The organism is Francisella opportunistica (assembly GCF_003347135.1).
Lineage (GTDB): Bacteria > Pseudomonadota > Gammaproteobacteria > Francisellales > Francisellaceae > Francisella > Francisella opportunistica.
Genome location: NZ_CP022377.1, coordinates 1234644 through 1258574 on the forward strand (window position 1 = coordinate 1234644; position 23931 = coordinate 1258574).

The following is a 23931-nucleotide window of genomic DNA, read 5'->3' on the forward strand; positions in this document are numbered from 1 at the left end:
TCACAAAGATAATCAAATACTAATTAGCATAAGCAGGTGATAGCTCGATAATTTCTAACGTCAAGCTATGCTTAAGCATATTAATGTGTGTATTGAACAATTTTGTTAGCTGATTTTTTAACTGTAGTGCAAGATTATTTAAATGTTGCTGTTTTCGTCCTGCTAAAACTTTGATTTGCATATGGATTAGATCTAGTTTGTCTTCACCCCCAACACTACTAAAATTATATCTATAAATCCTACTTTTAAAGGTTTCTAATCTAGTAGATAAGCTATCTGCTAAAAACTCTTGTGAGTAATCAATAGCTTTTTTTGCTATAGTAATATCAAACTGCTGCGGTATTTCTAAAATTATATGTGGCATCTAAATTCCTTTCAAAAATAATTCGTTAATAGGTATCAAGGCTATCTATAAAACGTAACTTTCTGTTCATTAGCTCTCTATGGACCTATTTTAAATATTTTGCATCCATATTTTAAAATTCTATAATTTTAGGTTGCAAAGTAGTTAGCTGGCTTACATTGTTCTCTCCTTTTTCTGGCATCAAAAATGTCCCAAAGCGAAGGGGAGATCTAATTTTAACCGTGCTTGAATAAGGCGCTTACAGCTGTCTTAATTTTCTTTCTATTTCATTATCATACCCGGCCTTCCCTTTATGTGTGAGATACCACTGTAAAGCATTTCTGTTCTTGAAAGCTGCCTTTTTATTTAATGTATTATAATTATCTAAAAGCCAGTTAATACTTCTATTACACATAAAATAACACCCTTGTACTAAAGGAGTTAATCGTTCATATGCAGGTATTTTCCACACAGTATTAATAATAGGCATTTTCCACGCAGTATTAATATCATGAGTAGGAAAATTCTCTTTTAATTTCTCTAAGATAAGATTGTTAGAGCTATTAGAACATCCTGCTATAAAATAGCTTGCTATAGAATTAGATACTTCTAATAGGAGATTATTACTCAAAGATTTAATACCACTATTTTTTGCCTGGTTTGCTTCAGTTCTTGAATCTAATAGTAATAACTCAACTATATCTATATAACCATTTTCGCAAGATATCATAAAAGGGGTAGTGCCGTCATTATCTGCCTGATTTACCTTAATTCTTTGATCTAATAGTAATAACTTAACTATATCTATATGACCATTTTTGCAAGCTACCAAAAAAGGGGTAAAGCCGTTATTTGTTGCCTGATTTACTTCAGTTCTTTGATCTAATAGTAATAACTTAACTACATCAGTATGATTTTTTTCAGAAGCTATGAATAGCAAGAAAGTGTTTATATGGTATTTTTTTTGAACCATATCTTTTAAGTTTTTCTTGTAATTTTCTTCAGCATCACTAATAAATTTTGATTGTATTTGCTTTAGTAGAGAATATACAAGCTTAGTATACTCTTGATTAATATCTATTACTTTAGATAAAAAATTCTTTTCTTCCAAAAAAATGTATAGTAATTCATTAATATTTTTACAAGTAGCTATTATGCTATTTAGCTTATTGAACCGACTATTAAGATTAAGACTCTTAGAAATATGGTTTTTATATTCATTATTATATTTATAGTAGCCTTCAGAAAGTCTCTCATTATTATATTCTTCAGAAAGTCTTTCATTATTATATTTATAGTAGCTTTTTAGTCCAATATTAAACTTATCTGCAAAGTGTTCAGAAAGTCTCTTTTTAAAAGACATAATATCAAAATCAACTATCTGTGTGGGGGCAATAAATATAGTAACATTTACAGCTAGTATTCCATTTTTATTTTCAGGAAGAAATGACTCAAATAATCGTTTTGCAAGTTCTGCTTCTTGTTTATATTCATTATAATAAAAATAGTTTTTTGTTAGGTATTTAACTTCAAGGTAGTTAGCATCAAAAATAAATTGAGTAGTACAAGCTATAACATGATTATGTGTATTAAAAATAATTAAATATGGGTTTTTAGATAACGGATTTTTCAATTTAGTTATTAGTGGCTCAAGGTATGTTACAAAACTCTTTTCATTGCCAGCATATGATTTATTATATATTTCTAATAAAGGCAAACTACAAGCATCATAATAGGTACTGTCCTTTTGAAATAAACTACCATTTATAACGTATTTAGAAGCCTCATATCCATTCTGAGAAACTAAATTAGAATTTATTCGATAAGAAAAAAAATAAGTTTTAGAAGGGTTATGGTAAAGAAGTAAACCGTCTAAAAATGCTCTTATTGATAAAATTAGATCATAATTATCTTTTAGTAGATTCTCTTTATAACGTGCAACAGACTTATTATATGGAGAGTTTTTGCGTTGTAGATCAGTATACTCTCTTACGATCTTACTAAGTTTAACTTCGTTACTATAGTCTTTTGTCAAGATATCTAGACGGTCATAGAAAGTTTCTTGATCACCAGCTAAGTTAGCTTGTCCCCACATATACGCTAGACCAAAACATAAACCATCAGGCAAGCCTAATTTATTGTAATAATCTCCCCAATCAGATTTATCTGATATATCTTTTATATTATCTTTTAAAAGATCATATTTAGACTTAGGCATTGGTTACTAACAGATTTTGTTTACAATGAAAACTCCAAGGCAATAAAGCTTCGTAATCTTCTATAATTTTAGAGTAAGGCAATCTCTTCATAATATCTACATAATATTGATATGGTTTTAAATTATTATACTTCTTGCGAATGATTTTGCAAAAAAATAATGTCTTTTTTCTATTGATATTCTGTTGCAAAAATTCTAAAGTTTATTAAAAATACTAGATTCCATCAACGAAATTATTTATAAAAATAGTACGACATGTAGTTAAACATAGTTTCTGAAGCTAAATAACTACATGAAGTACTTATGAGATACTATATATCTGAATCTAATTGGTCAACAATATTAAAATTTTTGCAATCACAAAAAGGATTATATACAAATAATCAAGCAAGGCTTAGAATTTTTGTTTATGGAGCCTATAATGAAAGGGCGTGTTGAAAACTAGCCATATATAGAATAATATTTGTTAAAATATAGTTATATTAATTTTCATATGCTTATCTGATGAATCAACTAGAGATGATAAGTCTTAATGACTTAGTACCGAGAAATCATATATATCGTAAGTTTGTATCGATTTGGAATTTTAAAAATGTTGCTAAGAAATTAAAAAAGTTTGAAAAAGATAACCCTTATAAAGGTTATGGAATGCTACGTTTATTTAAATGTTTGCTATTACAATTTATGGAAGATCTTAGCGATAGAGAATTAGAGAAATATCTACAAGAAAATAACGCAGCAAAATGGTTTTGTGAATTTACATTATTAGAAAAAACTCCCGATCATAGTGTATTTTGTAAATTTAGAAAGAATATAGGTACTCGTTTTATATCGGAAATTTTTAATGATTTAAGAAAGCAATTAAAACAACAAGGATTTATCAATGAAGTCTTTAGTTTTGTTGATGCTAGTCACTTAATAGCTAAAGCTAATCTTTGGAAAGAAAGAGATAAAGCTATCAAAGAGAAATATGAAAAGTTAAATAATGAAATACTTCCTAAAGTAGCTATAGATAAGCAAGCACGTATAGGCTGTAAAGGTAAAGATAAATTTTGGTATGGTTATAAGAAACATACTAGTGTAGATATGCAGAGTGGACTGATTAATAAAGTAGCTGTGACACCTGCCAACGTTACAGATGCAAAGGGTATAAAATATGTTTGCCCTGATGGTGGTGCGATTTATGCTGATAAGGGATACTGTACAAAATATGCTAACAAAACTGCCAGGGATAACTGTTGTGACCTTAAAGCCATAAAGAAGAATAATATGCTTGGTAAAAATCATGATCAAGACAGTTGGTTTAGTGCTATACGTTCACCTTATGAAAGAGTGTTTGCTCATCAGGATAAACGTGTTAGATATAGAGGAGTTTCAAAAAATCACTTTGCTGAACTGATGAAATCTATTTGCTTCAATCTTAAGCGACTTGTAGTGCTTGACCCACTCAATTTGTGCTTGAACTAGGATAAGTGTATCCAAATATCAGAAATATTAATAAAACATAAAGAAAAACTTTAGAATAGTGGCCTAAGATGCACAGCGTTAAAGAATTAAGCTTTAAACACACAAATTGGGTAAGCTTTCAACAGCCCCTGAAAATACAAAAATAATATAAACTAAAGTCACTAAAACGATAGTATTTTATATTACTAGATTTAATTCTTAAGAGTTAAACTAAAATTATCTCATTTAAAAAATTTTTAATAATTGACTATCAAAAATTAATAAGAACTATCAAATTTTCCACATCTTAATGATTTTAACTTTAAGTTATGATTACGCTACTAAATATAAAATAAAACTTCTTATCAATAAAACATAAGTTTTATTCAGCACAACCACAATAAAATACCCTTCCGAAAACTTTTAATTGTTTATTATTTTTTTATAGTCATATAATGTAATCTCAGCATCTAAAATATTTTGTATAAGGATATAACTTTAAATCAAAGTTGTAATAAATATAGGATATAAATTGAAAAATAATAAGACGAAATTTTAAGAAGAAAGAAATTACCAACCAGTAACTTCTTTAAGCTTTTTGCCGATCTCAGCAGGTGATCTAGTGTAAGCAATACCAGCAGCTTCAAAAGCAGCGAATTTTTCTTCTGCTGTACCTTTACCACCAGAAATAATTGCACCAGCATGACCCATACGCTTTCCTGGAGGAGCTGTAACACCAGCAATATAACCGATTACTGGCTTAGTGACATTGTGCTTAATGTACTCAGCAGCTTCTTCTTCAGCAGTACCACCAATCTCACCAATTAAGATAATCGCTTCTGTTTGCGGGTCATTCTCTAATAACTTAAGAGCTTCGATTTGATTCATACCAGGGATAGGGTCACCACCTATACCGATACAAGTAGATTGACCAAAGCCTAACTTAGTAGTTTGAGCAACTGCTTCGTAAGTTAAAGTACCAGAACGAGAGATGATACCAACTTTACCAGGCATATGAATATGTCCAGGCATGATACCAATCTTACACTCACCTGGAGTGATGATACCAGGACAGTTAGGACCAATTACTCTTACATCTTTATCTTTTAGGTATTCTTTTACTACTAGCATATCTAGAGTAGGAACACCTTCTGTAATGATTACAACTAGCTTAACACCAGAGTCAATCGCCTCAATGGCAGAGTCTTTTACAAACGGAGCTGGTACATAAATTACAGATGCATCAGCACCAGTAGCTTTTACAGCTTCTTCCATTGTATTGAAAACTGGCTTACCTAAGTGAGTTGTGCCACCTTTACCAGGAGTTACACCGCCTACGATATTTGTACCATAAGCCATAGCCTGCTCTGAGTGGAAAGTACCGTTTTTACCAGTAAAACCTTGTACTAAAACTTTTGTATTTTTATCAACTAATACGCTCATTATTTAATATCCTTTTAACTGTTTTATATTTATTAACCTAGTGATTTCACAACTTTTTCAGCAGCATCAGCTAAACCATCAGCAGGTATTAGTTTTAGACCTGAGTCAGCTAGTATTTTAGCACCTTTTTCTGCATTGTTACCTTCTAGACGAACAACTACTGGTACAGTTACATTTACTTCCTTAACAGCTTCGATAATAGCTTCTGCGATCATATCACAACGAACAATACCACCGAAAATATTAATTAAAACAGCTTTTACATTCTCATCATCTAGGATTAGTTTGAAAGCTTCGATTACTCTTTCTTTAGTAGCACCACCACCTACATCTAGGAAGTTTGCAGGCTTACCACCGTATAGTTGAATGATATCCATAGTTGCCATAGCAAGGCCAGCACCATTAACCATACAGCCAATGTTACCTTCCAGAGCTACATAGTTTAGCTCATGCTCAGAAGCTTTTAACTCTTTAGCATTCTCTTGAGATTTATCTCTTAGAGCTAGCAGTTTTGGATGTCTATAAAGAGCATTTGAGTCAAGATTGATTTTACCATCAACACAGACAATTTCGCCATTTTCTCTTACAGCAAGAGGGTTTATTTCAAACAGAGCAAAATCACACTCGATAAATGCTTTATAAGCACCTAACATTGTTTTAACAAAATCATTGATTTGCTTACCTTCTAAACCAATTTTAAAAGCAATTTCACGCGCTTGGAAAGGTTGAAGACCAACTAATGGATCAACTTCTACTTTGAGGATTTTCTCAGGAGAGTTGTGTGCAACTTCTTCAATATCTACACCGCCTTCAGTTGACGCCATGAAAGTTACTTTACGACTAGATCTATCAACTACAGCGCCTAAATATAATTCACGTGTAACAGGATAAACGTCTTCAAAAATACCAACAGAATTAACTGGCTGACCTTCAGCATCAGTTTGGAAAGTTACAAGATTTTTACCGATTAAGCTTTCTGCTACTTCACGCGCTTCTTGAGATGATTTAACAACTTTTACACCACCAGCTTTACCACGACCACCAGCATGTACCTGAGCTTTAACCACAGCAAATTTGCCACCTAGTTGGTCAAATGCCTGAGCAGCTTCATTAGGGTTATGAGCTACGATACCTTTTTGAACTTTTAGACCATAGCTTTCTAAAAGATCTTTAGCTTGATATTCATGTAAGTTCATTGATTTTCTTCCTTATTTGAACGTTTGACGAAAATTTTTGTTAGATAACAGATAAAATAATAACTCATTTATGTTATTTTTTCTAATAAAAATGCTTATTATTAGTATTTGATTTGCTTATAATATGATAATGTTAATTTGTTAAAATTATAAAATAAAGGTAACTAAAAATGTTTGATTATATATTTAACAAAATCAAGGCGACTATTTTCTCTAAAATTACTCCAGGTCAATTGCTTCTTACTTCTGTTTTAGCCTTTGTATTTGGATTTATTCCAGGAATAACGTATTCACCATTACTTTTCATAGGAGTGCTAGTTTTAGTTATAATCCTAAGAATAAATATCGGAGTATTTGTGTTGATCGCTCTTATTGCGAAAGCTCTTTCTTATATTTTACAAGGACTTAGCTTCGCGGTAGGGACATTTTTACTTGATGGTTTTACCCAGCCATTATTTAAAACTTTAGTAAATACCCCTGTAGTTGCATATGCAGGTTTTGACTATTATCTGGTAACTGGTGCATTAATTGTTGCAATAGTTTTGGGGTTAATCTTTGGTGTTATTATCGCAAAGATTTATAAAAAAATAGTTGCAAAAATGGCAGTAGTTCAGTCTGGTACAGAACTTTATAATAAAATCACAAAAAACTTTTTTGTGAAAATTGCTAGCTGGATCTTCTTAGGCAAGAATATTGCGAAAATTGACTGGGTCGAAATGCAAAAACGTAAGTTTAGACAACCATTTAGACTAACTGGTGTTGTATTAGTAGCTTTGATTGTTGTGGCTTTAATATACTCACCAAAGCTTCTAGAAACATCAATGGTATCAAATATCATCAAACAACAGTTAACTAAAGCTAATGGCGCAACTGTTGATTACCAATCTTTAAATCTAGATTTAACTAATGCCAAACTAGAAATAACAGGTTTAGGAGCAGCAGATCCGACTGATCTTAATAAAGATAGATTCTACGCTCAATCTGTCAGTGCTAGTATAAATATCTCAAATTTACTTACACGACAAATTACGCTAAAAGATGTTGTTGTCACTGGAGTGGCTTTAGATAAACAAAGAGCTACTAAAGCTGAGTTGTACATCAATACTAAATCTTTAGTTACACAAGAATCTAAGGCTAGTTCAGAGGCTGTAAAACAACAAGCTATTGAGGCTATTAGTAAGGTTGGCGAAAAACTACAACAAGTTGATCTTCAAAAACTAAAAGAAAATACCAAACAAGCTAAAGAAGTTGCTAATGGTATCAAACAAGCTGCTGAATTTTTATCTAACTTTAGCTCTACCAGTGATAATACTTCAGAGACGGGGCAGAAGGATCAAAGTATTACACCAAAAGCTGAAGCTAAGGTATATGGCTATGCAAATGTTAAGAATGAAGATTTACGTGATAAATATCCAAGTTTTGTAATTCAAAATATCGCTATTAAAGATTATATGAATGCAGGCACTGTATATAATGCTAGTATAACTAATATATCAACAAACCCTCAGTTATTAGCATTACCAACCACGATAGTTGTTAAATCAACAAATAATAATGATGTTGATGTTAATGTGATTATTGCCAATAAACCAAATGTTGATAATACGGTTAAGTTTAACTTACAAAATGTTGCAGGTAGTGCTATCCAAGGTTTAGCTATCCAAGGAGTCGATTTAGATGCTGAGAGCTTAGCTATATCAGGTCAGGGAACTTGGCAGTTTAGTGGCATAAGAAACATAATGTTTAATATTCCACTTCAACTAAACTTTAACAATGTTAGTGTTAGTTTTAACCAGTTTAAACAAAATATTCCTAAGCTAACATTAAAGGGAGCTATCTCAGGAAATTTAAATAATGTTAGCTTTGCTGTTGATACATCATCGTTACAAAACTTGCTAAGTGTTGATACAGTCAAAGATGCTGCGGGACAAATAGCCAAGCAAACAGATTTAGATAAAAAAGCACAGCAAGTCATTGACAACACTAGGATAAATGGCAAGTCTATCAAAGATTTAAATGCCAACGATTTAAAGAATATCAATAAAAAAGATGTCCAAAATCTTGCTTCTCAGTTTGGAATTAAACTTAACTAAGTTGTTTGTTTATACTATTTTAGTCGATTCTCGATTATAAACTGCGTATTTAAAATCATCCTTGATTAATATAGCCTCTAGGCATAAAAGTAGTATATTCTGTCATCAACTATGTTGCTAATTTAATTTATGAAATTTTCAAATCTCTTTTTAAATCTCTAATTTTAGCATTAGCAATGACTATAATTTTTCTCATAACAGCTACAAGGGCTACCATCTTCTTTTTACCCTTTTCAACAAGGTCTCTATAAAATATTCCAAGTTTACCTTTACTTCTAGCAGCAGTTAATGCTGACATAAATAATATAGGTTTTAAATCAGCTCTACCGCCGTAAGTCTTTCTATAGCCAACTTTCTTGCCACTTTCATACGGATATGGAGCTACTCCTGCTAAAGAAGCCACTTGTTTACGGTTTAAGTTTCCTAACTCAGGCATCAAAGCAAGTAAAGATGTGGCTGTAGCATTTCCTAGACCAGTAACCTCTTTAACTAATAGATCTCTAGCTTTTGCTAAGTATTGGCAATCATCGACTAACTCATTTATAAGGCTTTCTATAATCATAATTTCTTGTTTATAGAACTCTATCATTCTTTGGTGAGAATCTTTTGTATATTTTTGGTCTGGTGCTTGATATCTATTTTTTTCAGCTGCTAACTGTTTTTTAATATCTTGTTTTCTAAGAATATATTTTATAAGCTTTTGCATTTTATCATCATTAGGTTGATAAAATTCTAGGTCACGGTGTCTTTCATACCCATACTTAGCTAGTCCAAAAGCATCAATATTATCTGATTTACCTAATTGACCTGTAGAGCGAATAAAATGTTTAACTATTCTAGTATTAGCTCTGTGAACAACTATATTTTTAGTTATTAAATATTCAAGTAAAGCTTTTTCATAGCCTCCGGTAGTTTCAACAACTACAAAAGATTTATCCTTGAGTATAGGATGATCTGATAAAAATTCATCAAAGCCAGTTAAGTTATTAAGGTATTTAAAAGTCTTTTTCTTACCATGAATTGCTACTACAAAATCATTCTTTGATATATCAATACCGATGAAATTATGATACATTTTAAATATCTCCTTAGTATGTTTACAAATATTTGCGATTGTAAGCGGTCGTTAAAACCAAGCAACTATACAAACGTATTAAGGAGATAACCCAAGTACCTTGATGACAACGATTGTTTAAATCTATCCTGAACCGGTCGCTTGGGTTATAATCAAAACTATTAAAATAGTCTTGATTTAACTCCTTGGTAAACACATTATACTAAGAATTTAACTTACAATCCTGAACTCGTTTCAGGATCTCAATAAAATCAATACTTATAGTGAGATGCTGAAATAAATTCAGCATGTCATTTTTATATGTAGTTAGCTGTAGTTAATCATTAAGTTAGCAGTTTGTCTATATTTACTATCAATAATGGCTTTTAGAAACTCAAAAAAAAAATAATAATACTCACCTTACGCAAGATCTGTAATTTAAGATAAAAAGCTTAAGCTATATAATCATGTATTGGTTAATTTAAGAAAAGAAAGAGAATCTTTTAGATTTATACTCAGATTATTTGTTAAGCCAAACAAAACACTGTGGTTTAGCTATAATAGTAGACAGCCTAGACATGGTTGGTGTCATTTAATTTATATCTTAATATTAATTAATAATTTATATACCAAAATTTATGTTAAATTAAATATTATTTGGTTATCTGATTTAAATTAAATTGAAACTATGAAAAAAAATAAAGTTATTGTAATAGGAAGTGTACTTGTTTGTTTGTCTTTGAATAATTTTAGTTATGGCATGCAAAAAAAATTTAGATCAAATTATTTACCCACAAAATCCTCTACTGTAACAAAAATTGATTTTTCGCGTGTAAAAATTGATTATACTAATCAAAATGAATGGGAATACAAAAAACTATCCCAAACCCTGAAATCTAAAGGATCTCTAAATGATATCAATGTGTTTTTACGCCATAATCCAACCATTAATTTGGTTATCGCAAACCAACTGCTTTACAAGCTATCATTTATTTCGTTTGAAACTTGTCAATCATTTTTTCAAATAATAAAATATCCTGACAAATATACTTATAACACTTTTATCAAAGCTGCAAGTAAATATGGTAAATTTGCTGCTGCACAACAAACATTTAATGAAGCTAAACAGAAGAAACAAGTAGACGCGGTGACTTATGCCACCTTTATTGACGCTGCTGGCAAAAATGGGGAATTTAAACAAGCTCTACTAGCATTTAATGATGCTAAGCGTGATAATCTAGCAAATGTAGTAACTTATAACAGCTTTATTAATACTGCTGGCAAAAATGGGAAATTTGAACAAGCTCTACTAGCATTTAATGATGCTAAGCGTGATAATCTAGCAAATGCGGTGACTTATGCCACCTTTATTGACGCTGCTGGCAAAAACGGTGAATTTAAACAAGCTCAACAAGCATTTAAAAAAGCTAAGCAGAAGAAACAAGTAGATGCGGTGACTTATAACAGCTTTATTAATGTATTAATGAATTCTAATTTACCTGAAAATAAAAAAACACAAGAAGCAGAGACATTAGCACAACAGTATCTCTACCCTAACATTGATAAATAGTATGAAAGAGGCATAATTGACTTACATGGTCAAAATGAAAGTACCACAGACTTAATTTTAAGACATTATTTAAAGGAAAAACACTTTACTGGTCAACAAAAAACCATAACATTCATTACTGGCAAAGGTATTCATTCCAAAGATAATGAGAGTATCGTTAGAAATACTTTTTTAAAGTTCTGTAAGGAAAACAAGGTAAAAGATATTAAAATTTATAATAATCAAGGGATTTTTATCATCAAGCTTAAAAGTTCTGTCACAAACTGACAAATGTTTAAAAATTGGCTACAGTTTGTATCATAAAAACAGTTGTTGTTATAGATAATGCTACTTTTCATAAAAACAAAGATGTATTACAGCTTATTACAGATGCCAGCAGATTTGAATCTAATTAAAAATAAATGGGTTGAGAAGAAAGCATATATAAGAAAATATAAGTTGCTGTAGCAGATTGTTATACGTACTAGTTTTATATGGATTTAGCTATATGTTGCAAGTTTTAAAGACAGCGAACCAGTTATTGGGTTTGGAAAGATAATATAATTGGCCTATTAAGAAACAAGCTAGTTTGATATTGTAATCCGAATTAAAATTTAATATTCCCATTTGGCCCAATAAGCGTTCCACTACTTGGAGCAATATGTGGTTGCGCATCTAAATCTTCGATAATAATCTTATAGGTATAAGTGTCGAGAACTGCTTGTTTCAATTCTATATCTGGTCGATACTTTTTTATTTCATTTACTAATTCTTCTTGAATATTTTTTGGAATTCTTGTTCTTGCTCCAAAAATAACTCTTTTGATAGACTCTTTAGGTATTTCCCAAACTCCTGGACCCCATTGAGGAGTTCCTTTTACTGCATGGCTTACCAATCTATACTCATCTTCATAATCCCATTCATTAGACTTTTTAAAAACCATATCGACATCTCTTTCACATGGTCTTTGATTTGTATAAATCACCTTTTTAAGAGAATGTATCACAGGATTACCATGATTATTTTTTTTACATTTTTCGATAAATATATTAGTATCAAAACCTATACAAATACCTTTATGTTGGCTTGCATAGTGACTCCACATAAGCATTTTATTATTATGCGGTGTTAAACACGTAACCCCAATTCTCTGAGATAGAGCTTTTTGCAGTTGATAACAATTACTATCCGTAACCGCATGTGGCAATGATCCAATAGGAAGCTCACTACTCCATAAATTTGGATAACAGTCAAATGGATCATTAAACTCTGTTGGAGCAGTAAATTTCATATGACCTTTTGTAATTAATTCAATAAAGTAATTTTTATCCTGTTTACTATTATCATGTATATTACCTCTATATTGATAAAGAATCATAAACTACCCAATCACCCTATACCCAAACCAATCAGGTTTTAGATCATATTTTCCATCATTTGGATTTAGATGAATATATTTACCATTTATAGAACTAAGCTCTAAACAGTCATCAACCTCCATAAGATTATCTTTATGCTGATGTAATGAATTTTTTAGTAGACTCTTTTTAGCTTTTTCTTTTGCTTGTGTTTTATCTGTAGCAACAAATAACCCAAATTCATGTAGCTCATTTAGCTTACTTTTAACATAGCCACCAAGATTTACAAAATATAATTTTTTATCAGAAACTTGAGGTTTATCTTGTAATGATATTTTATACCCATCAGCACCTTTGACAGCTTTATAACTATCTAGATGTAGACCTTTGACACTACCAAACCAATTTTTTCTAAGTTGCTCATATGTGTCTTCGATAATGTCACCAATTACAAACTGTATATCATGTAACTCAATATTTGCCTTTGGTGCACTACCGCCTAAATATACTATAAATAATTGACTCATAAACATTACCTAAGTTTAATTCCCTTATTAATTATAACTAAATTTATGAAATCCTGATACTAGTTCAAAATGACTTGGTTGTTTTTTATTTTCCATTTATTTAAAACTAAGTCAGCGTAGTGCTAGGCAGTTTTGCATATAGGTTCCTGAGCAGTGTCAAAGGACTGCCATGAAAAAAGTATGTCGCTATAACTTTATAACTTACTCAGTAAGTAGCGAAACATTATTTATAGACTTTCTTAAAAGCAACTAGCTATAATATAGAGATAACTCTGTGAAACTTCTTAAATAATGATAACTCTAGAAATCTGTGTAGATAACTACCAATCAATCTTAAATGCACAACAAGCTGGTGCTGATAGATTGGAACTTTGTTCAGCATTAGGTGTTGAAGGACTTACACCCTCACCTAGCCTAGTAAAGTTTGCTAAAGAAAATTTCACACGCTCACTACAAGCTATGATTCGCCATCGTGCGGGAGATTTTTATTACGATGAAATAGATCAACAGATTATGCTTGATGATCTAAAAACCATGCTTGAGCTTGATGTCGATGGTATTGTTATTGGTGCATTAACAAAAGATAATAAAGTAGATAAAGATTTTCTAAAACCATTTATTCAACTTACAAAACAAACTGGTAAAGAGCTAACTTTTCATAGAGCTATTGATCTAACTACAGATATATACAAATCTACACAAGAGATAATTATTCTTGGTTTCGATAGAATCCTGACATCAGGAACTGCTATCAATGTAATCAAAGGTTTAGAAACTATAAAATCGCTGCAACAACAATTTGGTAGCCATATCCAAGTAATGCCAGGTGGCGGAATTAACTCTGTCAATGTAAAAGAAATTTTAGAGACTACAAAAGTTAGAAATGTTCATTGCTCTGCTTCTAAGAAAATTTTACGAGGTAGTCACTCTACAGCATTTGCAGCTGCTGCTTTAGAAATTAAAATTAGTCAACTTGAAGAAATAAAATCTATAAAAAGCAGATCAGCAGTTAGTAGTTTCAAAAATGAATGATTAGAAAATAAACTGTTTAAACAAGTGAGAAATTTCACTTGAGCAAGCACTATGCTATAATTCCGCCATAATCATATTTAAATAATATTTAAAATGCAGAATCATCATAAACTAATAATTTTAGGATCTGGCCCTGCTGGCTATACCGCAGCAATATATGCAGCTCGTGCAAACTTAAAACCGGTAATAATAACAGGTATGCAACCAGGAGGTCAACTTACGACTACTACAGATGTTGACAACTGGCCTGGTGAACCTGATGGTATCATGGGCCCTGAACTAATGGATAAATTACAAAAACAAGCAGAAAGGTTTGATACCCAGATAATCTATGACACTATCAGTAGTGTAGATCTACAAAATAAACCTTTTAAACTAATTGGTGAAGTTGAGCAATATACATGTGATGCTCTAATCATAGCAACTGGTGCTACAGCTAAATACCTAGGGTTAGAATCAGAAGAGAAATTTATGGGCAAAGGTGTATCAGCATGTGCTACTTGTGATGGATTTTTCTACAGAAATAAAGATGTTGCAGTAGTTGGTGGTGGTAATACAGCTGTTGAAGAAGCACTATTTTTATCAAACATCGCTAAGTCTGTGACATTAATCCATCGTAGAGACTCTCTAAGGTCTGAAAAAATCCTTATTGATAAGCTAATGGAAAAAGCACAGCATGGCAATATAAACATCATCTGGAATAGCACACTACAAGAGGTACTTGGTGATGATATGGGAGTTAATGCTCTGCGTATTAAAAATATCAACACTAACAAAGAATCTCAAATTGAAGTAGCTGGTGTATTTATTGCTATTGGCCATACACCAAACACTAGTATTTTTGCTGGTCAGCTTGAGATGGAGAGTGGCTATATAAAAGTCAAATCAGGGCTAGCTGGTGATGCTACACAAACGAATATCAAAGGAGTATTTGCTGCTGGTGATGTTGCGGATCATATTTATAAACAAGCTGTAACTTCAGCTGGTACTGGCTGTATGGCTGCTCTGGATGCTGAAAAGTATTTAGATAATCTAGATCAATAAAATATAATTCTTCATTTCTTAATTTAAGTATTAGCTGCAGTATAATATTTAATTAATAAGTACTTTTGCTTTAAAATATCAGGTATGACAGTTTATTTAATTTTAAAATAATGTCACTTTATCTTCGCACCCAAATATTTATTGTCGCCTTGCTCTTTACAATGGTTTCGGCTTTTTTGCAAATAGCTCCAAGTGTTAATGGTGATTTTATATTAGAAAGGATAAATATCAGTGAAGTTTTATTTGTTAAATTATCGACACTATACTTTTTATCATATGCTTTATTACAAATACCTTATGGATATCTTATAGATTCAAAAGGATTTGAAAAGATACTACCTTTTTGTATCTTTCTAGTTTTAATAGGATCTATTATATACTGGCTTTGTGGTAATTATATCCTAATAGGCTTTAGTCGATTAATTATTGGCGCTGGCTGTGCAAGCTCATATATATTGGTAATATTCATAGCTACAACATATTTTAAGAAATCTATAATTCCATTACTAATAAGTTTAGGTGAAATATCTGTAGGACTTGGTGACTATTTTGCAGGAAATATTTATCTATATACATTCAAATGTTTAGGTTGGAATATCTCAAATTTAGTTACAATATCTATGATCTCTTTGCTATTTTTTTACTCTTTATTTTTAGTAAGAAAATTCAACAAAATCAAAATAAATTTATCCTCAGATAATAGGATAAAAGTGGCTTTTAAACAAATTATACATCAAATAATTAGATTAGCACGGAAACCTACTAATATAGCAGTATTTACATATTCTTTCTTTACTTGGGGTATAATCATGTCTTTTGCTGGATATTGGGCAAAAAGTTACTATATAAATATGCACCACTATAGTAAAGAATATGCGTTATCAATAGAAGGGATATATTGGATAAGTTTTTTGGCAGCTGTTCTTGTAGTTGGTGCATGTACAAAAACCATAGTGCAAGCTAAGAAATATATAGTTATATTAGCATTATTTGGAATGTTAGCTCACTTGATCTTTATCACACCGGTTTTATTTGGCTATCCTATGATTATAGTCATAACTATTCTATGTGGTATTTCAGGCTCAGGAATTGCTCTAGGATTTTTTATCATACAATACCTTAATAGCCAAGATAAAGGACTGATAATAGCTTTGAATAATTTATTTGTAGTATTAGGAGCAATGGCTGGACAAATAATTTTCTCAGATGTAATCTCATATGATTTCAACAAAATCTTTAAATTACCAAATAACCTTAATCCATATTTCCATAGTGGTATTATAATGCTTTTAATATGGTCTTTATTAGCCTTATTAGCCGTAGTTTTTATAATTCATGGAATATCAGCTTATCAGAAAAAACAATATAATAATGATGATTGATACTTGCTATATCTTACTTTTCTAGAATAAGATTTTCAAACCTTTAGATAGTGGCCACAAATTAAACAAAGCTAGTATTGCTAGGATGTAGAACCATTTATTACTAAAGGCTGAGAAGGCTTTAGGTATTTTATTTAAAAAATAAACTAAACTACCCTAAACCCACTATTTTGAAAAAATTAGTAGCTTAAATTGTAAAAGAAAATAGACTAAACCACAAAACATACAAGCTAAACCAAAAATAGATACTTTCATTCCACTTTGAAAATATAACCATGAGATAATTTGATTACCTAAAGCATTAATTAAAGCCCCTATCAAGCCCATTAAAGCGGAAGTTGTTCCTTTAGAAATATCAACACTAAAAAGAGTAAATCTTATTAAAGGTGCTCCACTAAACCCTAAACTAAATCCATATAAAATTAATCCGATAATAATTATAATGTAACTTTGTGCCACATATACTATTAAACAAAACACAATTAAGGAAGTTAATACTAATATAGCTCCTATTTTTATAAGTGACTTTAGAGAAAAGCTTCGACTTTTATTTCTCATTATAAAGCTTCCTAATAAAACTGAGCAAAAAAAAGGAAGATTCCATAAACCATACTCTATAGTGCTTAGATGAGAATTTTCTATAAGTATAATAGGCGCTATTCCAAGCCATACTATAAAAGGAACACTTAAAAAGCCTAAGCTTACAGCACCAATAAGAAATGTAGGTGAAATCAAAAGTTTACGATAATTATGATAAATTTTTACGAAATTTAATTTAAGGTTTTGACTTGAAGTATTATTGTATATTATTGTTTCAGGCATATGTTTTATTATACCCCACAAGGCTATGGCAGATAATGACGCAAGGATTAGAAAAATCACTCTCCAATGAAATATTTCTACAATAATCGCGCCTAACAAAGGACCTGCTAATGGAGCTGCATTAGCAATATTATTCATAATTGAAGTGGTACGTACGGCTGCCATTTCTGATAATATTTCTTGAACAATGACATAACCAATTGTACCTATAAAACATAATCCTATACCTTGTAAGAATCTACCAAGAATAAAGTAACTAATATTTGGTGAAAACATAATAAAAATTGTACTTAACAAAAAAAATAAGCAACCTAATATCATCACAGGGCGCCTTCCTACAATGTCAGATATAGGTCCTATAAATAATTGTAATGTAGTTCCACCTAATATAAAAATTGTTAATGAAGTTGGAATCATAGAAGATTCACTTTGGAAATCAGAGATTACTTGAGGCATACCTGGTATGATCATGTCATTTGCCAAATAGACAGCTAATTCATAGATAAGGAAATAACCAATGAAACTTTTATTTAAGCTTAAAACTCCTTGAGGATTAGTATAATCTGTCATAATTGAGTCCCTATAAATTAGATGATGGTTATATTTCTCAAATTTCTAACTTTGGAACGTTAAAAGTTACTGCAGGAGATACTATTTCTCTATTATAACAATCAATAATTATTAAATAAAATAATTTAAGAGCAGTATATTTTTGTAGCTATTGCACAAATTAAAATGAGCTAGATATATATTGTTTTTCATCTACCTCTCAAAAAGAAACTATCCAACTGTGCAAAATTAAGCTTTACCCAAGTTGGTCTCCCATGATTGCATTGCCCTGAATTCTCAACAGTTTCCATTTGTCTAAGTAAATGATTCATCTCTGGAATACTAAGCTTATCATTAGCCCTAACAGCTGCATGACAAGATATTGTAGCTAAAATATGATTTAAATAGAACTCGACACTCTTTGTCTTACTAGAAGAGCTAAGCTCTGTAGCTACATTTGATATTAAATCTTGGATATCTTTATTTTTGATATATATTGGTGTTGCACGGACAAGTATCGCATCATCAGCAACTATAGATATCTCGAAACCTAGTTTTTCAAAAATTTCAATATTCTCATCAATGGTTGCAACTATATTACTAGTTAGCTGACAAGTTAAAGGCATCAATAAATTTTGCTTAAATTTATCCGTACCTGCGTGCCAATTTTTTTTCATCTCCTCATAGAGTATTCTCTCATGTGCTGCATGCATATCTACAAGCACAATACCATCCTCAATTTGCGAGAGAATATATATACCATGAATCTGACAAATAGCCTGACCTAAACCCGTAGATTTTGGTTGTTGTGAGATACTAATTTGATTTTGTTGTGTGACTTGCTTGTCAAAATATTTATCAATCAAGCTAATATTTGTATCATTCTTTACTTCATCTTCAATGCTAATATCCAAGCTCATATTACCAATATTAAGCGGATTGTTATCACTAGTATGTCGCTCTTGACCAATTACTTCTTGATGACTGGATATTTTGATATCTGCACTAGTTGTTATCGCTTTATTGACACTACCAAAGAGAAAATCATAGATAAATTTTTGGTTCCTAAAACGCACTTCACTTTTTGCTGGATGGACATTAACATCGACTTCACGATAATCGATATCAAGGTAAAGTAAAAATGCTGGATAGCGATTACCATACATCACATCTTTATAAGCATTTTTTATCGCATGAGAGACAATTTTGTCTTTAATTATACGCCCATTAATATAGAAACTCTGCATATCAGCACGAGCTCGATTAAAGCGTGGACTAGCTACCCATCCCCATAGATGAGCATCACCAACTTGTTGATCTATGTAAATAGCATTTTCAATAAACTCGCGACTATATAAATCTAAGACACGATTATATTTAAGTTGAGCATCTTCTGCTACAAGTAAATCTTTGACCTCTTTACCATTATGAATAAGCTTAAAGGCAACTCCAAAATAGCAAAGCATATACTTCTTGAGTAAATCATAAATATGCAAAAACTCGGTATTATCTTTTTTGAGAAACTTACGCCGTGCAGGTGTATTGTAAAAAAGCTCACAAACCTCAATGGTTGTACCTGTGACATGCGCAGCAGGAATAACCTCCTTAGTATGATTATTGATTTGCCAAGCATCTTGATCACCTTGATATTTAGAGATAATCTTTAGCTTAGCAACTGAGGCAATACTTGCTAAAGCCTCGCCACGAAAACCCATACTAGCAACAGCCTCAAGCTCATCAAGGGTATAAACCTTACTTGTCGCGTGTGGAGCTAATGCTAATTCTAAATCTTGGTGTGCGATTCCTTTGCCATTATCTCTAATTCTAATCAGCGACTTACCACCCTCTTGAATTTCGATTGTTATTTGAGTTGCTCCAGCATCAATAGAATTTTCGATAAGCTCTTTGACTACTGAAGATGGCCTTTCGATAACTTCACCAGCAGCTATCTGATTAGCTAGGCTTTCTGGGAGAAGTTTTATTTGACGATAATCATGTTTTTGTGGTTGCATAGCTTGTTATAAAGGATCTTTTACAAAGTCTCTGGTGGCGCATTCTTTAAATAGCTTTTTATTGTTGATCTTACCGTTTTTATCCTCATAGCTATAGACATTACCTGCTGTCAAACCGCATAGTTTTTTTATCTTTTCAGCTTGAGTAGCAGATATTCTTTGCCATTGCTCACTCTTACCTAAGAACCCCCAATAAGCTCTTACGTATATCTTTTTACCGTTTTCTATTGTTCGAGCTTTTACATGATAGTATTTACCATCATGTGGATTTAGGACCGCACCATCTGTATACAGCGGACCTTTACCTTTAGCAGGATCGCCAGAGTCAGCTTTTTTGGCATTCCAAACAAATTCTAAGCCTTGATATTTATCTTTGCCACTTGAATAATCATAAAGATTACCATAAGCATCGCCTTTTCCACAATTTTTACAGTAAATAATTGGTTCATGGATTACACCATCATCAACATTTGATAATGGCACATAGATTTCGGCATTTAAATTACCGTACTGATTATCATAAGCATAGATTACAGCAACATTTGTTTTTGTAACATTATCTCGCTGCAACCAGTAGCCAGTAGCATAGAGGCTTTGCCAATTTTCTTGTGTATAAGCAAAAGAAACTACAAAAATAGCAACGATTAAAATAATCAACTTACGCAACATTATTAAAAATTATTTAGATTAGCTTTTAAAATAAATTATAAAGAAAATTTGTAATTATACAATTTTATTAAGAGAATTATTTGACAGGGTTTTGAATGCCAAAATCATAATTATAACATTCTTTAAATAACTTCTCATTTATTAACTCACCATTGTCATTCAAATATGGTGCATGTTTAGGAGAATCTTTTTTAGAGCTATCAAAACCACACTTTTGTCTATAAACCAGGTATTGATTTTTTGTTATTCTTTTCCAGTGTGCGTTTTTACCTACTGCGAACCATCCACTTCCTTTATAAGCCCTAGCAAACATTGTGTCTCCCCCATTTTGAACCTGTACCTTAGAGTTATAAGTCTCGCCACCATTTGGATTTAGTACTCCACCCTTATCATAAACCACACTCTTAGAACCCTTCTCCTCAGTACCAGCTTGAGGCTGTAAATTACCTGTAAATACCAAGCCTTGCATAAAGTTAGTATTTGGATCAGTATAGTTATACTTAAAGCCATTTATTTCTCCTTTTCCACAAACATCACAATGGATAGGAGCCGGAACCATTTTGTTATTATCAACTTTCATAATAGGTACAACGATTTTCATTTGTAAAGTACCTTTCTTTGCATACTCATCATTTTTTGCAAAGTAAGAATGAATAATGCCCTGTATTTTACCACGACCAGCATCATTATCCTCATCAAACTGAACCCAATAACCTTCTGGCGATAGTTTGTCTGTTGAACTGGACTTATCAGTATCTGCTGCAAAAGACATTGCTGTAGTTCCAAAAACTGCAATTGCTATCGATGCTAAAATTTTTGATTTTTTCATTACTTCTCCTTTTTTCATAAATACAAATTTTCTTTGCTTAACTTCTCGATAGTAACAAAGAAGAGGTTTTTATTCAAATATACTTAATACTATTATTAACAATTTTATAAATAAAGCTTATAATTAATTATTAATAACAAATAACTTTTTAGTATTTTTTGCAAGCAAAAATCATAACAAATTTTGGTGGTAATATTTGTGTAAAACTCATAAGTGGCGAAAAAGTTTCAGCATTACAGCGCAGTCACCTAAAGGGTGAACTTACAGTTGGTGATGAAGTTGAAATAGAATACACAAATTCCACCTATGTAATTACTAAACTGCTTGATAGAAAAAATCTTATCTCGCGTCCAAATCAATATCAACGTAAGAATAAAAATATCGCTGCTAATATAGAGAATGCTGTGATTATTATCGCACATTCACCTGCTCCTGTTGAACATTACATTGATAGATATTTATCTGCTCTTCACAATAGTGATATTGAACCTATAATAGTCATCAACAAGATTGATGATCAATCTCAAGATGATAAACACCATCTACACAATATTGTAGATATATACAAAAATATAGGTTATAAGATCTTTTATATATCAGCAAAGAATAACACCGGCATAAATGAATTAGTTGATGCTCTTAATAATAAGACAGTTATTTTTTTAGGACAATCTGGAGTTGGTAAGTCTGAAACTCTAAATACTATCTTAGGTGAGAAAATCACTGCCACAACAGCGGTTTCAGACTCCACTAAGAAAGGACGCCACACTACTACTTGCTCAACCTTGTATGAGATTAATGCCAATACAACTATCATTGATTCTCCAGGTATTAGAGAGTTTGGACTCTGGCATATTTCTCAGCAAGAACTTTTTGATGGTTTCTTAGACTTTAAGAAATATAAAGGCATGTGTCAATTCAGAAACTGTTCACATCAAGAGGACTCAAAAGGTTGTGAGATAGTCAAACAAGTGAACCTTGGTAATATCAACCTTATTCGTTTTAAGAATTACCATAGAATATTAGCAGAAATTAAAAAATAAAAAGCAAAATACATCAATTATTATCAACCAATCAGCTACAGCTAAATATCCTTCAAATTGGATATAATTCTTACTGATATTAAGCTACAAGAAAAAATAGTATTTAAATTATTTATTTTATTGAGGCTTATAGTACTTCGGTGTAAATTCTATACCATATTTAACATTCATCCACATTCTACTAATAAAACTCTGCATTTCTGCATCATGGATATTAAGAACATACATTTTCTTAATCATCTCATCAGTAGGTCTGATATTAGTATCATCAAATATATCATCTAGATATTTTTTGTTTTGCGTAACAGCATTGGGTTGGTACAAATAATTACTATTTTGCGCTGATACATATGGATCTATAATATAATTCATTAAAGCATAAACTTTATCTAAATCTTTAGCTCCTTTAGGTATCATTAACATATCAAACCAAATATTAGTACCCTCTTTAGGGATAACATAAGCAAGTGTAACATCTGGATTTACTGACTTAGCTCTTTCAACAGACCTAACCACATCTCCAGAGTAACCCATAACTAAACAAAGGTTGCCTGCGGTGAAATCATTTTGATATTTATTACTATCAAAATATTTAATATATGGACGCACATTTCTAATAATATCTAAAGCTGCTTTTTCATACTCAGCTTTGCTATTTGTATTTGGATCAATTCCATGATAAAAAAAGTAGTTTCCAAATATTTGTTCAGGTTCATCAAGCAATGAAACTCCACATGGCGCTATTTGCTTGAGATATTTTTTATCAAAAACATACTTCCAACTATTAGGAACTACATCTTTACCAAGCCTTTGCTCTACTTCTTGTTTGTTATATGCTAGTCCTGTTGTTCCATAACTATACACTACAGCATAGTTATTACCTGGATCATTTATCTGTGAAACTTTATCATAAATTACTTTATTACGATAATTTAGGTTTGGTAACTTTGACTTATCTAACTTAACTAGTGCATTAGATGCTATTTCACTATTTAAATACAATGCACCTTGCTCAATTAGATCAAAACCGGATGATCCTGTCATTATTTTCGCACGAGTCATATTATCATCAGAGGTATAGATATACTTAACTCTAGTATTAGATAGCTCCGAAAAGCATGGAACTATATTAGGAGATATGTAATCTGCCCAGTTAGTAAAATTTAGTTGTGTTTTAGTTTGTGTAGCTGTGATAGGACTTTTAAGAATTTTATTATCACAAATGTATGACTCAACTTTTGAGTATGCCAAATTAAACAAGCTAACAAGCAGGCCAAAAATAAAAACCTTTCGTTTCATAAAAGTAACACACACTCTAGTTG

The 23931-nt window shown here is 31.3% G+C and carries 20 protein-coding genes; 7 read left to right on the forward strand and 13 right to left on the reverse strand.

From position 1 onward, the window contains the following. Window positions 1–19: 19 nt before the first annotated feature. The 3 genes from CGC45_RS06105 to CGC45_RS09545 form a co-directional block, all read right to left on the reverse strand. Entirely contained in the window at window positions 20–364 is a 345-nt protein-coding gene (locus tag CGC45_RS06105) for a tautomerase family protein (protein ID WP_071629442.1), read from the reverse strand. Window positions 365–602: 238 nt separating this feature from the next. Then, a complete protein-coding gene (locus tag CGC45_RS06110; protein WP_114702100.1) occupies window positions 603–2561 on the reverse strand; it encodes an ankyrin repeat domain-containing protein in 1959 nt (652 codons plus the stop codon). Next, window positions 2554–2652, reverse strand: a complete 99-nt coding sequence (locus tag CGC45_RS09545; protein WP_371664998.1) for a hypothetical protein — start codon at window positions 2650–2652, stop codon at window positions 2554–2556. Before CGC45_RS09545 ends, CGC45_RS06110 begins: the two co-directional genes overlap by 8 nt. A 413-nt stretch (window positions 2653–3065) precedes the next feature. Here CGC45_RS09545 and CGC45_RS06120 point away from each other — a divergent pair, with 413 nt between their 5' ends. After that, window positions 3066–4028 carry a transposase gene (locus tag CGC45_RS06120; RefSeq protein ID WP_071628504.1) on the forward strand — a complete coding sequence of 321 codons (963 nt, stop codon included), beginning with the start codon at window positions 3066–3068 and terminating at the stop codon, window positions 4026–4028. Between the two features lie 549 nt (window positions 4029–4577). Here CGC45_RS06120 and sucD read toward each other — a convergent pair. Together sucD and sucC are read right to left on the reverse strand one after the other, a co-directional pair. Continuing rightward, window positions 4578–5450, reverse strand: a complete 873-nt coding sequence (gene sucD, locus CGC45_RS06125) for a succinate--CoA ligase subunit alpha (RefSeq protein ID WP_071629445.1) — start codon at window positions 5448–5450, stop codon at window positions 4578–4580. A gap of 32 nt (window positions 5451–5482) precedes the next feature. After that, window positions 5483–6646, reverse strand: a complete 1164-nt coding sequence (gene sucC / locus CGC45_RS06130) for an ADP-forming succinate--CoA ligase subunit beta (protein ID WP_071629446.1) — start codon at window positions 6644–6646, stop codon at window positions 5483–5485. 170 nt (window positions 6647–6816) lie between these two features. Here sucC and CGC45_RS06135 point away from each other — a divergent pair, with 170 nt between their 5' ends. Further along, on the forward strand, window positions 6817–8739 hold the full coding sequence (locus tag CGC45_RS06135) for a TIGR03546 family protein (protein WP_071629447.1): 1923 nt from the start codon (window positions 6817–6819) through the stop codon (window positions 8737–8739). Window positions 8740–8866: 127 nt separating this feature from the next. Here CGC45_RS06135 and CGC45_RS06140 read toward each other — a convergent pair whose 3' ends face one another. After that, on the reverse strand, window positions 8867–9814 hold the full coding sequence (locus tag CGC45_RS06140; protein ID WP_071629448.1) for an IS110 family RNA-guided transposase: 948 nt from the start codon (window positions 9812–9814) through the stop codon (window positions 8867–8869). Between the two features lie 667 nt (window positions 9815–10481). Between CGC45_RS06140 and CGC45_RS06145 the strand changes: the two genes are divergently transcribed. Further along, the gene (locus CGC45_RS06145; RefSeq protein ID WP_071629449.1) at window positions 10482–11363 is read left to right on the forward strand and encodes a pentatricopeptide repeat-containing protein; all 882 of its coding nucleotides are present in this window, start codon (window positions 10482–10484) and stop codon (window positions 11361–11363) included. Window positions 11364–11949: 586 nt separating this feature from the next. On the opposite strand, the gene CGC45_RS06155 is transcribed toward CGC45_RS06145, so the two are convergent. Further along, window positions 11950–12720, reverse strand: coding sequence for a DUF2971 domain-containing protein (locus CGC45_RS06155; protein WP_071629450.1), 771 nt, complete (start codon window positions 12718–12720; stop codon window positions 11950–11952). A gap of 3 nt (window positions 12721–12723) precedes the next feature. Further along, the gene (locus CGC45_RS06160) at window positions 12724–13227 is read right to left on the reverse strand and encodes a DUF1543 domain-containing protein (protein WP_071629451.1); all 504 of its coding nucleotides are present in this window, start codon (window positions 13225–13227) and stop codon (window positions 12724–12726) included. Between the two features lie 291 nt (window positions 13228–13518). Between CGC45_RS06160 and CGC45_RS06165 the strand changes: the two genes are divergently transcribed. The 3 genes from CGC45_RS06165 to CGC45_RS06175 all read left to right on the forward strand — a co-directional run bounded on the left by CGC45_RS06165 (window position 13519) and on the right by CGC45_RS06175 (window position 16685). Next, window positions 13519–14259, forward strand: coding sequence for a copper homeostasis protein CutC (locus tag CGC45_RS06165; protein ID WP_071629452.1), 741 nt, complete (start codon window positions 13519–13521; stop codon window positions 14257–14259). A 93-nt stretch (window positions 14260–14352) separates the two neighbouring features. Beyond that, the gene (trxB, locus tag CGC45_RS06170; RefSeq protein ID WP_071629453.1) at window positions 14353–15303 is read left to right on the forward strand and encodes a thioredoxin-disulfide reductase; all 951 of its coding nucleotides are present in this window, start codon (window positions 14353–14355) and stop codon (window positions 15301–15303) included. Between the two features lie 110 nt (window positions 15304–15413). Further along, window positions 15414–16685, forward strand: a complete 1272-nt coding sequence (locus CGC45_RS06175; RefSeq protein WP_071629454.1) for an MFS transporter — start codon at window positions 15414–15416, stop codon at window positions 16683–16685. A gap of 165 nt (window positions 16686–16850) precedes the next feature. On the opposite strand, the gene CGC45_RS06180 is transcribed toward CGC45_RS06175, so the two are convergent. The 4 genes from CGC45_RS06180 to CGC45_RS06195 form a co-directional block, all read right to left on the reverse strand. Beyond that, the gene (locus CGC45_RS06180; protein ID WP_084387447.1) at window positions 16851–18077 is read right to left on the reverse strand and encodes an MFS transporter; all 1227 of its coding nucleotides are present in this window, start codon (window positions 18075–18077) and stop codon (window positions 16851–16853) included. A 188-nt stretch (window positions 18078–18265) separates the two neighbouring features. Beyond that, complete coding sequence (gene mutL, locus CGC45_RS06185; protein ID WP_071629455.1) at window positions 18266–20068, reverse strand: DNA mismatch repair endonuclease MutL; 1803 nt, start codon at window positions 20066–20068, stop codon at window positions 18266–18268. Between the two features lie 6 nt (window positions 20069–20074). Next, window positions 20075–20737 carry a DUF2147 domain-containing protein gene (locus tag CGC45_RS06190; protein ID WP_071629456.1) on the reverse strand — a complete coding sequence of 221 codons (663 nt, stop codon included), beginning with the start codon at window positions 20735–20737 and terminating at the stop codon, window positions 20075–20077. Between the two features lie 76 nt (window positions 20738–20813). Next, entirely contained in the window at window positions 20814–21566 is a 753-nt protein-coding gene (locus tag CGC45_RS06195) for a DUF2147 domain-containing protein (protein WP_071629457.1), read from the reverse strand. Between the two features lie 158 nt (window positions 21567–21724). On the opposite strand from CGC45_RS06195, the gene rsgA reads away from it, so the two are divergent. After that, window positions 21725–22609, forward strand: coding sequence for a ribosome small subunit-dependent GTPase A (rsgA, locus tag CGC45_RS06200; protein ID WP_071629458.1), 885 nt, complete (start codon window positions 21725–21727; stop codon window positions 22607–22609). 117 nt (window positions 22610–22726) lie between these two features. Here the strand turns inward: rsgA and CGC45_RS06205 are convergent, their stop codons facing one another. Beyond that, window positions 22727–23908 carry a polyamine ABC transporter substrate-binding protein gene (locus CGC45_RS06205; protein WP_071629459.1) on the reverse strand — a complete coding sequence of 394 codons (1182 nt, stop codon included), beginning with the start codon at window positions 23906–23908 and terminating at the stop codon, window positions 22727–22729. Window positions 23909–23931: the final 23 nt, after the last annotated feature.

Bases quoted from the DNA above. Each gene is read 5' to 3' on its own strand.
- CGC45_RS06105 (WP_071629442.1), bottom strand. From the start codon at position 364: ATGCCACATATAATTTTAGAAATACCGCAGCAGTTTGATATTACTATA.
- CGC45_RS06110 (WP_114702100.1), bottom strand. From the start codon at position 2,561: ATGCCTAAGTCTAAATATGATCTTTTAAAAGATAATATAAAAGATATA.
- CGC45_RS09545 (WP_371664998.1), bottom strand. From the start codon at position 2,652: ATGAAGAGATTGCCTTACTCTAAAATTATAGAAGATTACGAAGCTTTA.
- CGC45_RS06120 (WP_071628504.1), top strand. From the start codon at position 3,066: ATGAATCAACTAGAGATGATAAGTCTTAATGACTTAGTACCGAGAAAT.
- sucD (WP_071629445.1), bottom strand. From the start codon at position 5,450: ATGAGCGTATTAGTTGATAAAAATACAAAAGTTTTAGTACAAGGTTTT.
- sucC (WP_071629446.1), bottom strand. From the start codon at position 6,646: ATGAACTTACATGAATATCAAGCTAAAGATCTTTTAGAAAGCTATGGT.
- CGC45_RS06135 (WP_071629447.1), top strand. From the start codon at position 6,817: ATGTTTGATTATATATTTAACAAAATCAAGGCGACTATTTTCTCTAAA.
- CGC45_RS06140 (WP_071629448.1), bottom strand. From the start codon at position 9,814: ATGTATCATAATTTCATCGGTATTGATATATCAAAGAATGATTTTGTA.
- CGC45_RS06145 (WP_071629449.1), top strand. From the start codon at position 10,482: ATGAAAAAAAATAAAGTTATTGTAATAGGAAGTGTACTTGTTTGTTTG.
- CGC45_RS06155 (WP_071629450.1), bottom strand. From the start codon at position 12,720: ATGATTCTTTATCAATATAGAGGTAATATACATGATAATAGTAAACAG.
- CGC45_RS06160 (WP_071629451.1), bottom strand. From the start codon at position 13,227: ATGAGTCAATTATTTATAGTATATTTAGGCGGTAGTGCACCAAAGGCA.
- CGC45_RS06165 (WP_071629452.1), top strand. From the start codon at position 13,519: ATGATAACTCTAGAAATCTGTGTAGATAACTACCAATCAATCTTAAAT.
- trxB (WP_071629453.1), top strand. From the start codon at position 14,353: ATGCAGAATCATCATAAACTAATAATTTTAGGATCTGGCCCTGCTGGC.
- CGC45_RS06175 (WP_071629454.1), top strand. From the start codon at position 15,414: ATGTCACTTTATCTTCGCACCCAAATATTTATTGTCGCCTTGCTCTTT.
- CGC45_RS06180 (WP_084387447.1), bottom strand. From the start codon at position 18,077: ATGACAGATTATACTAATCCTCAAGGAGTTTTAAGCTTAAATAAAAGT.
- mutL (WP_071629455.1), bottom strand. From the start codon at position 20,068: ATGCAACCACAAAAACATGATTATCGTCAAATAAAACTTCTCCCAGAA.
- CGC45_RS06190 (WP_071629456.1), bottom strand. From the start codon at position 20,737: ATGTTGCGTAAGTTGATTATTTTAATCGTTGCTATTTTTGTAGTTTCT.
- CGC45_RS06195 (WP_071629457.1), bottom strand. From the start codon at position 21,566: ATGAAAAAATCAAAAATTTTAGCATCGATAGCAATTGCAGTTTTTGGA.
- CGC45_RS06205 (WP_071629459.1), bottom strand. From the start codon at position 23,908: ATGAAACGAAAGGTTTTTATTTTTGGCCTGCTTGTTAGCTTGTTTAAT.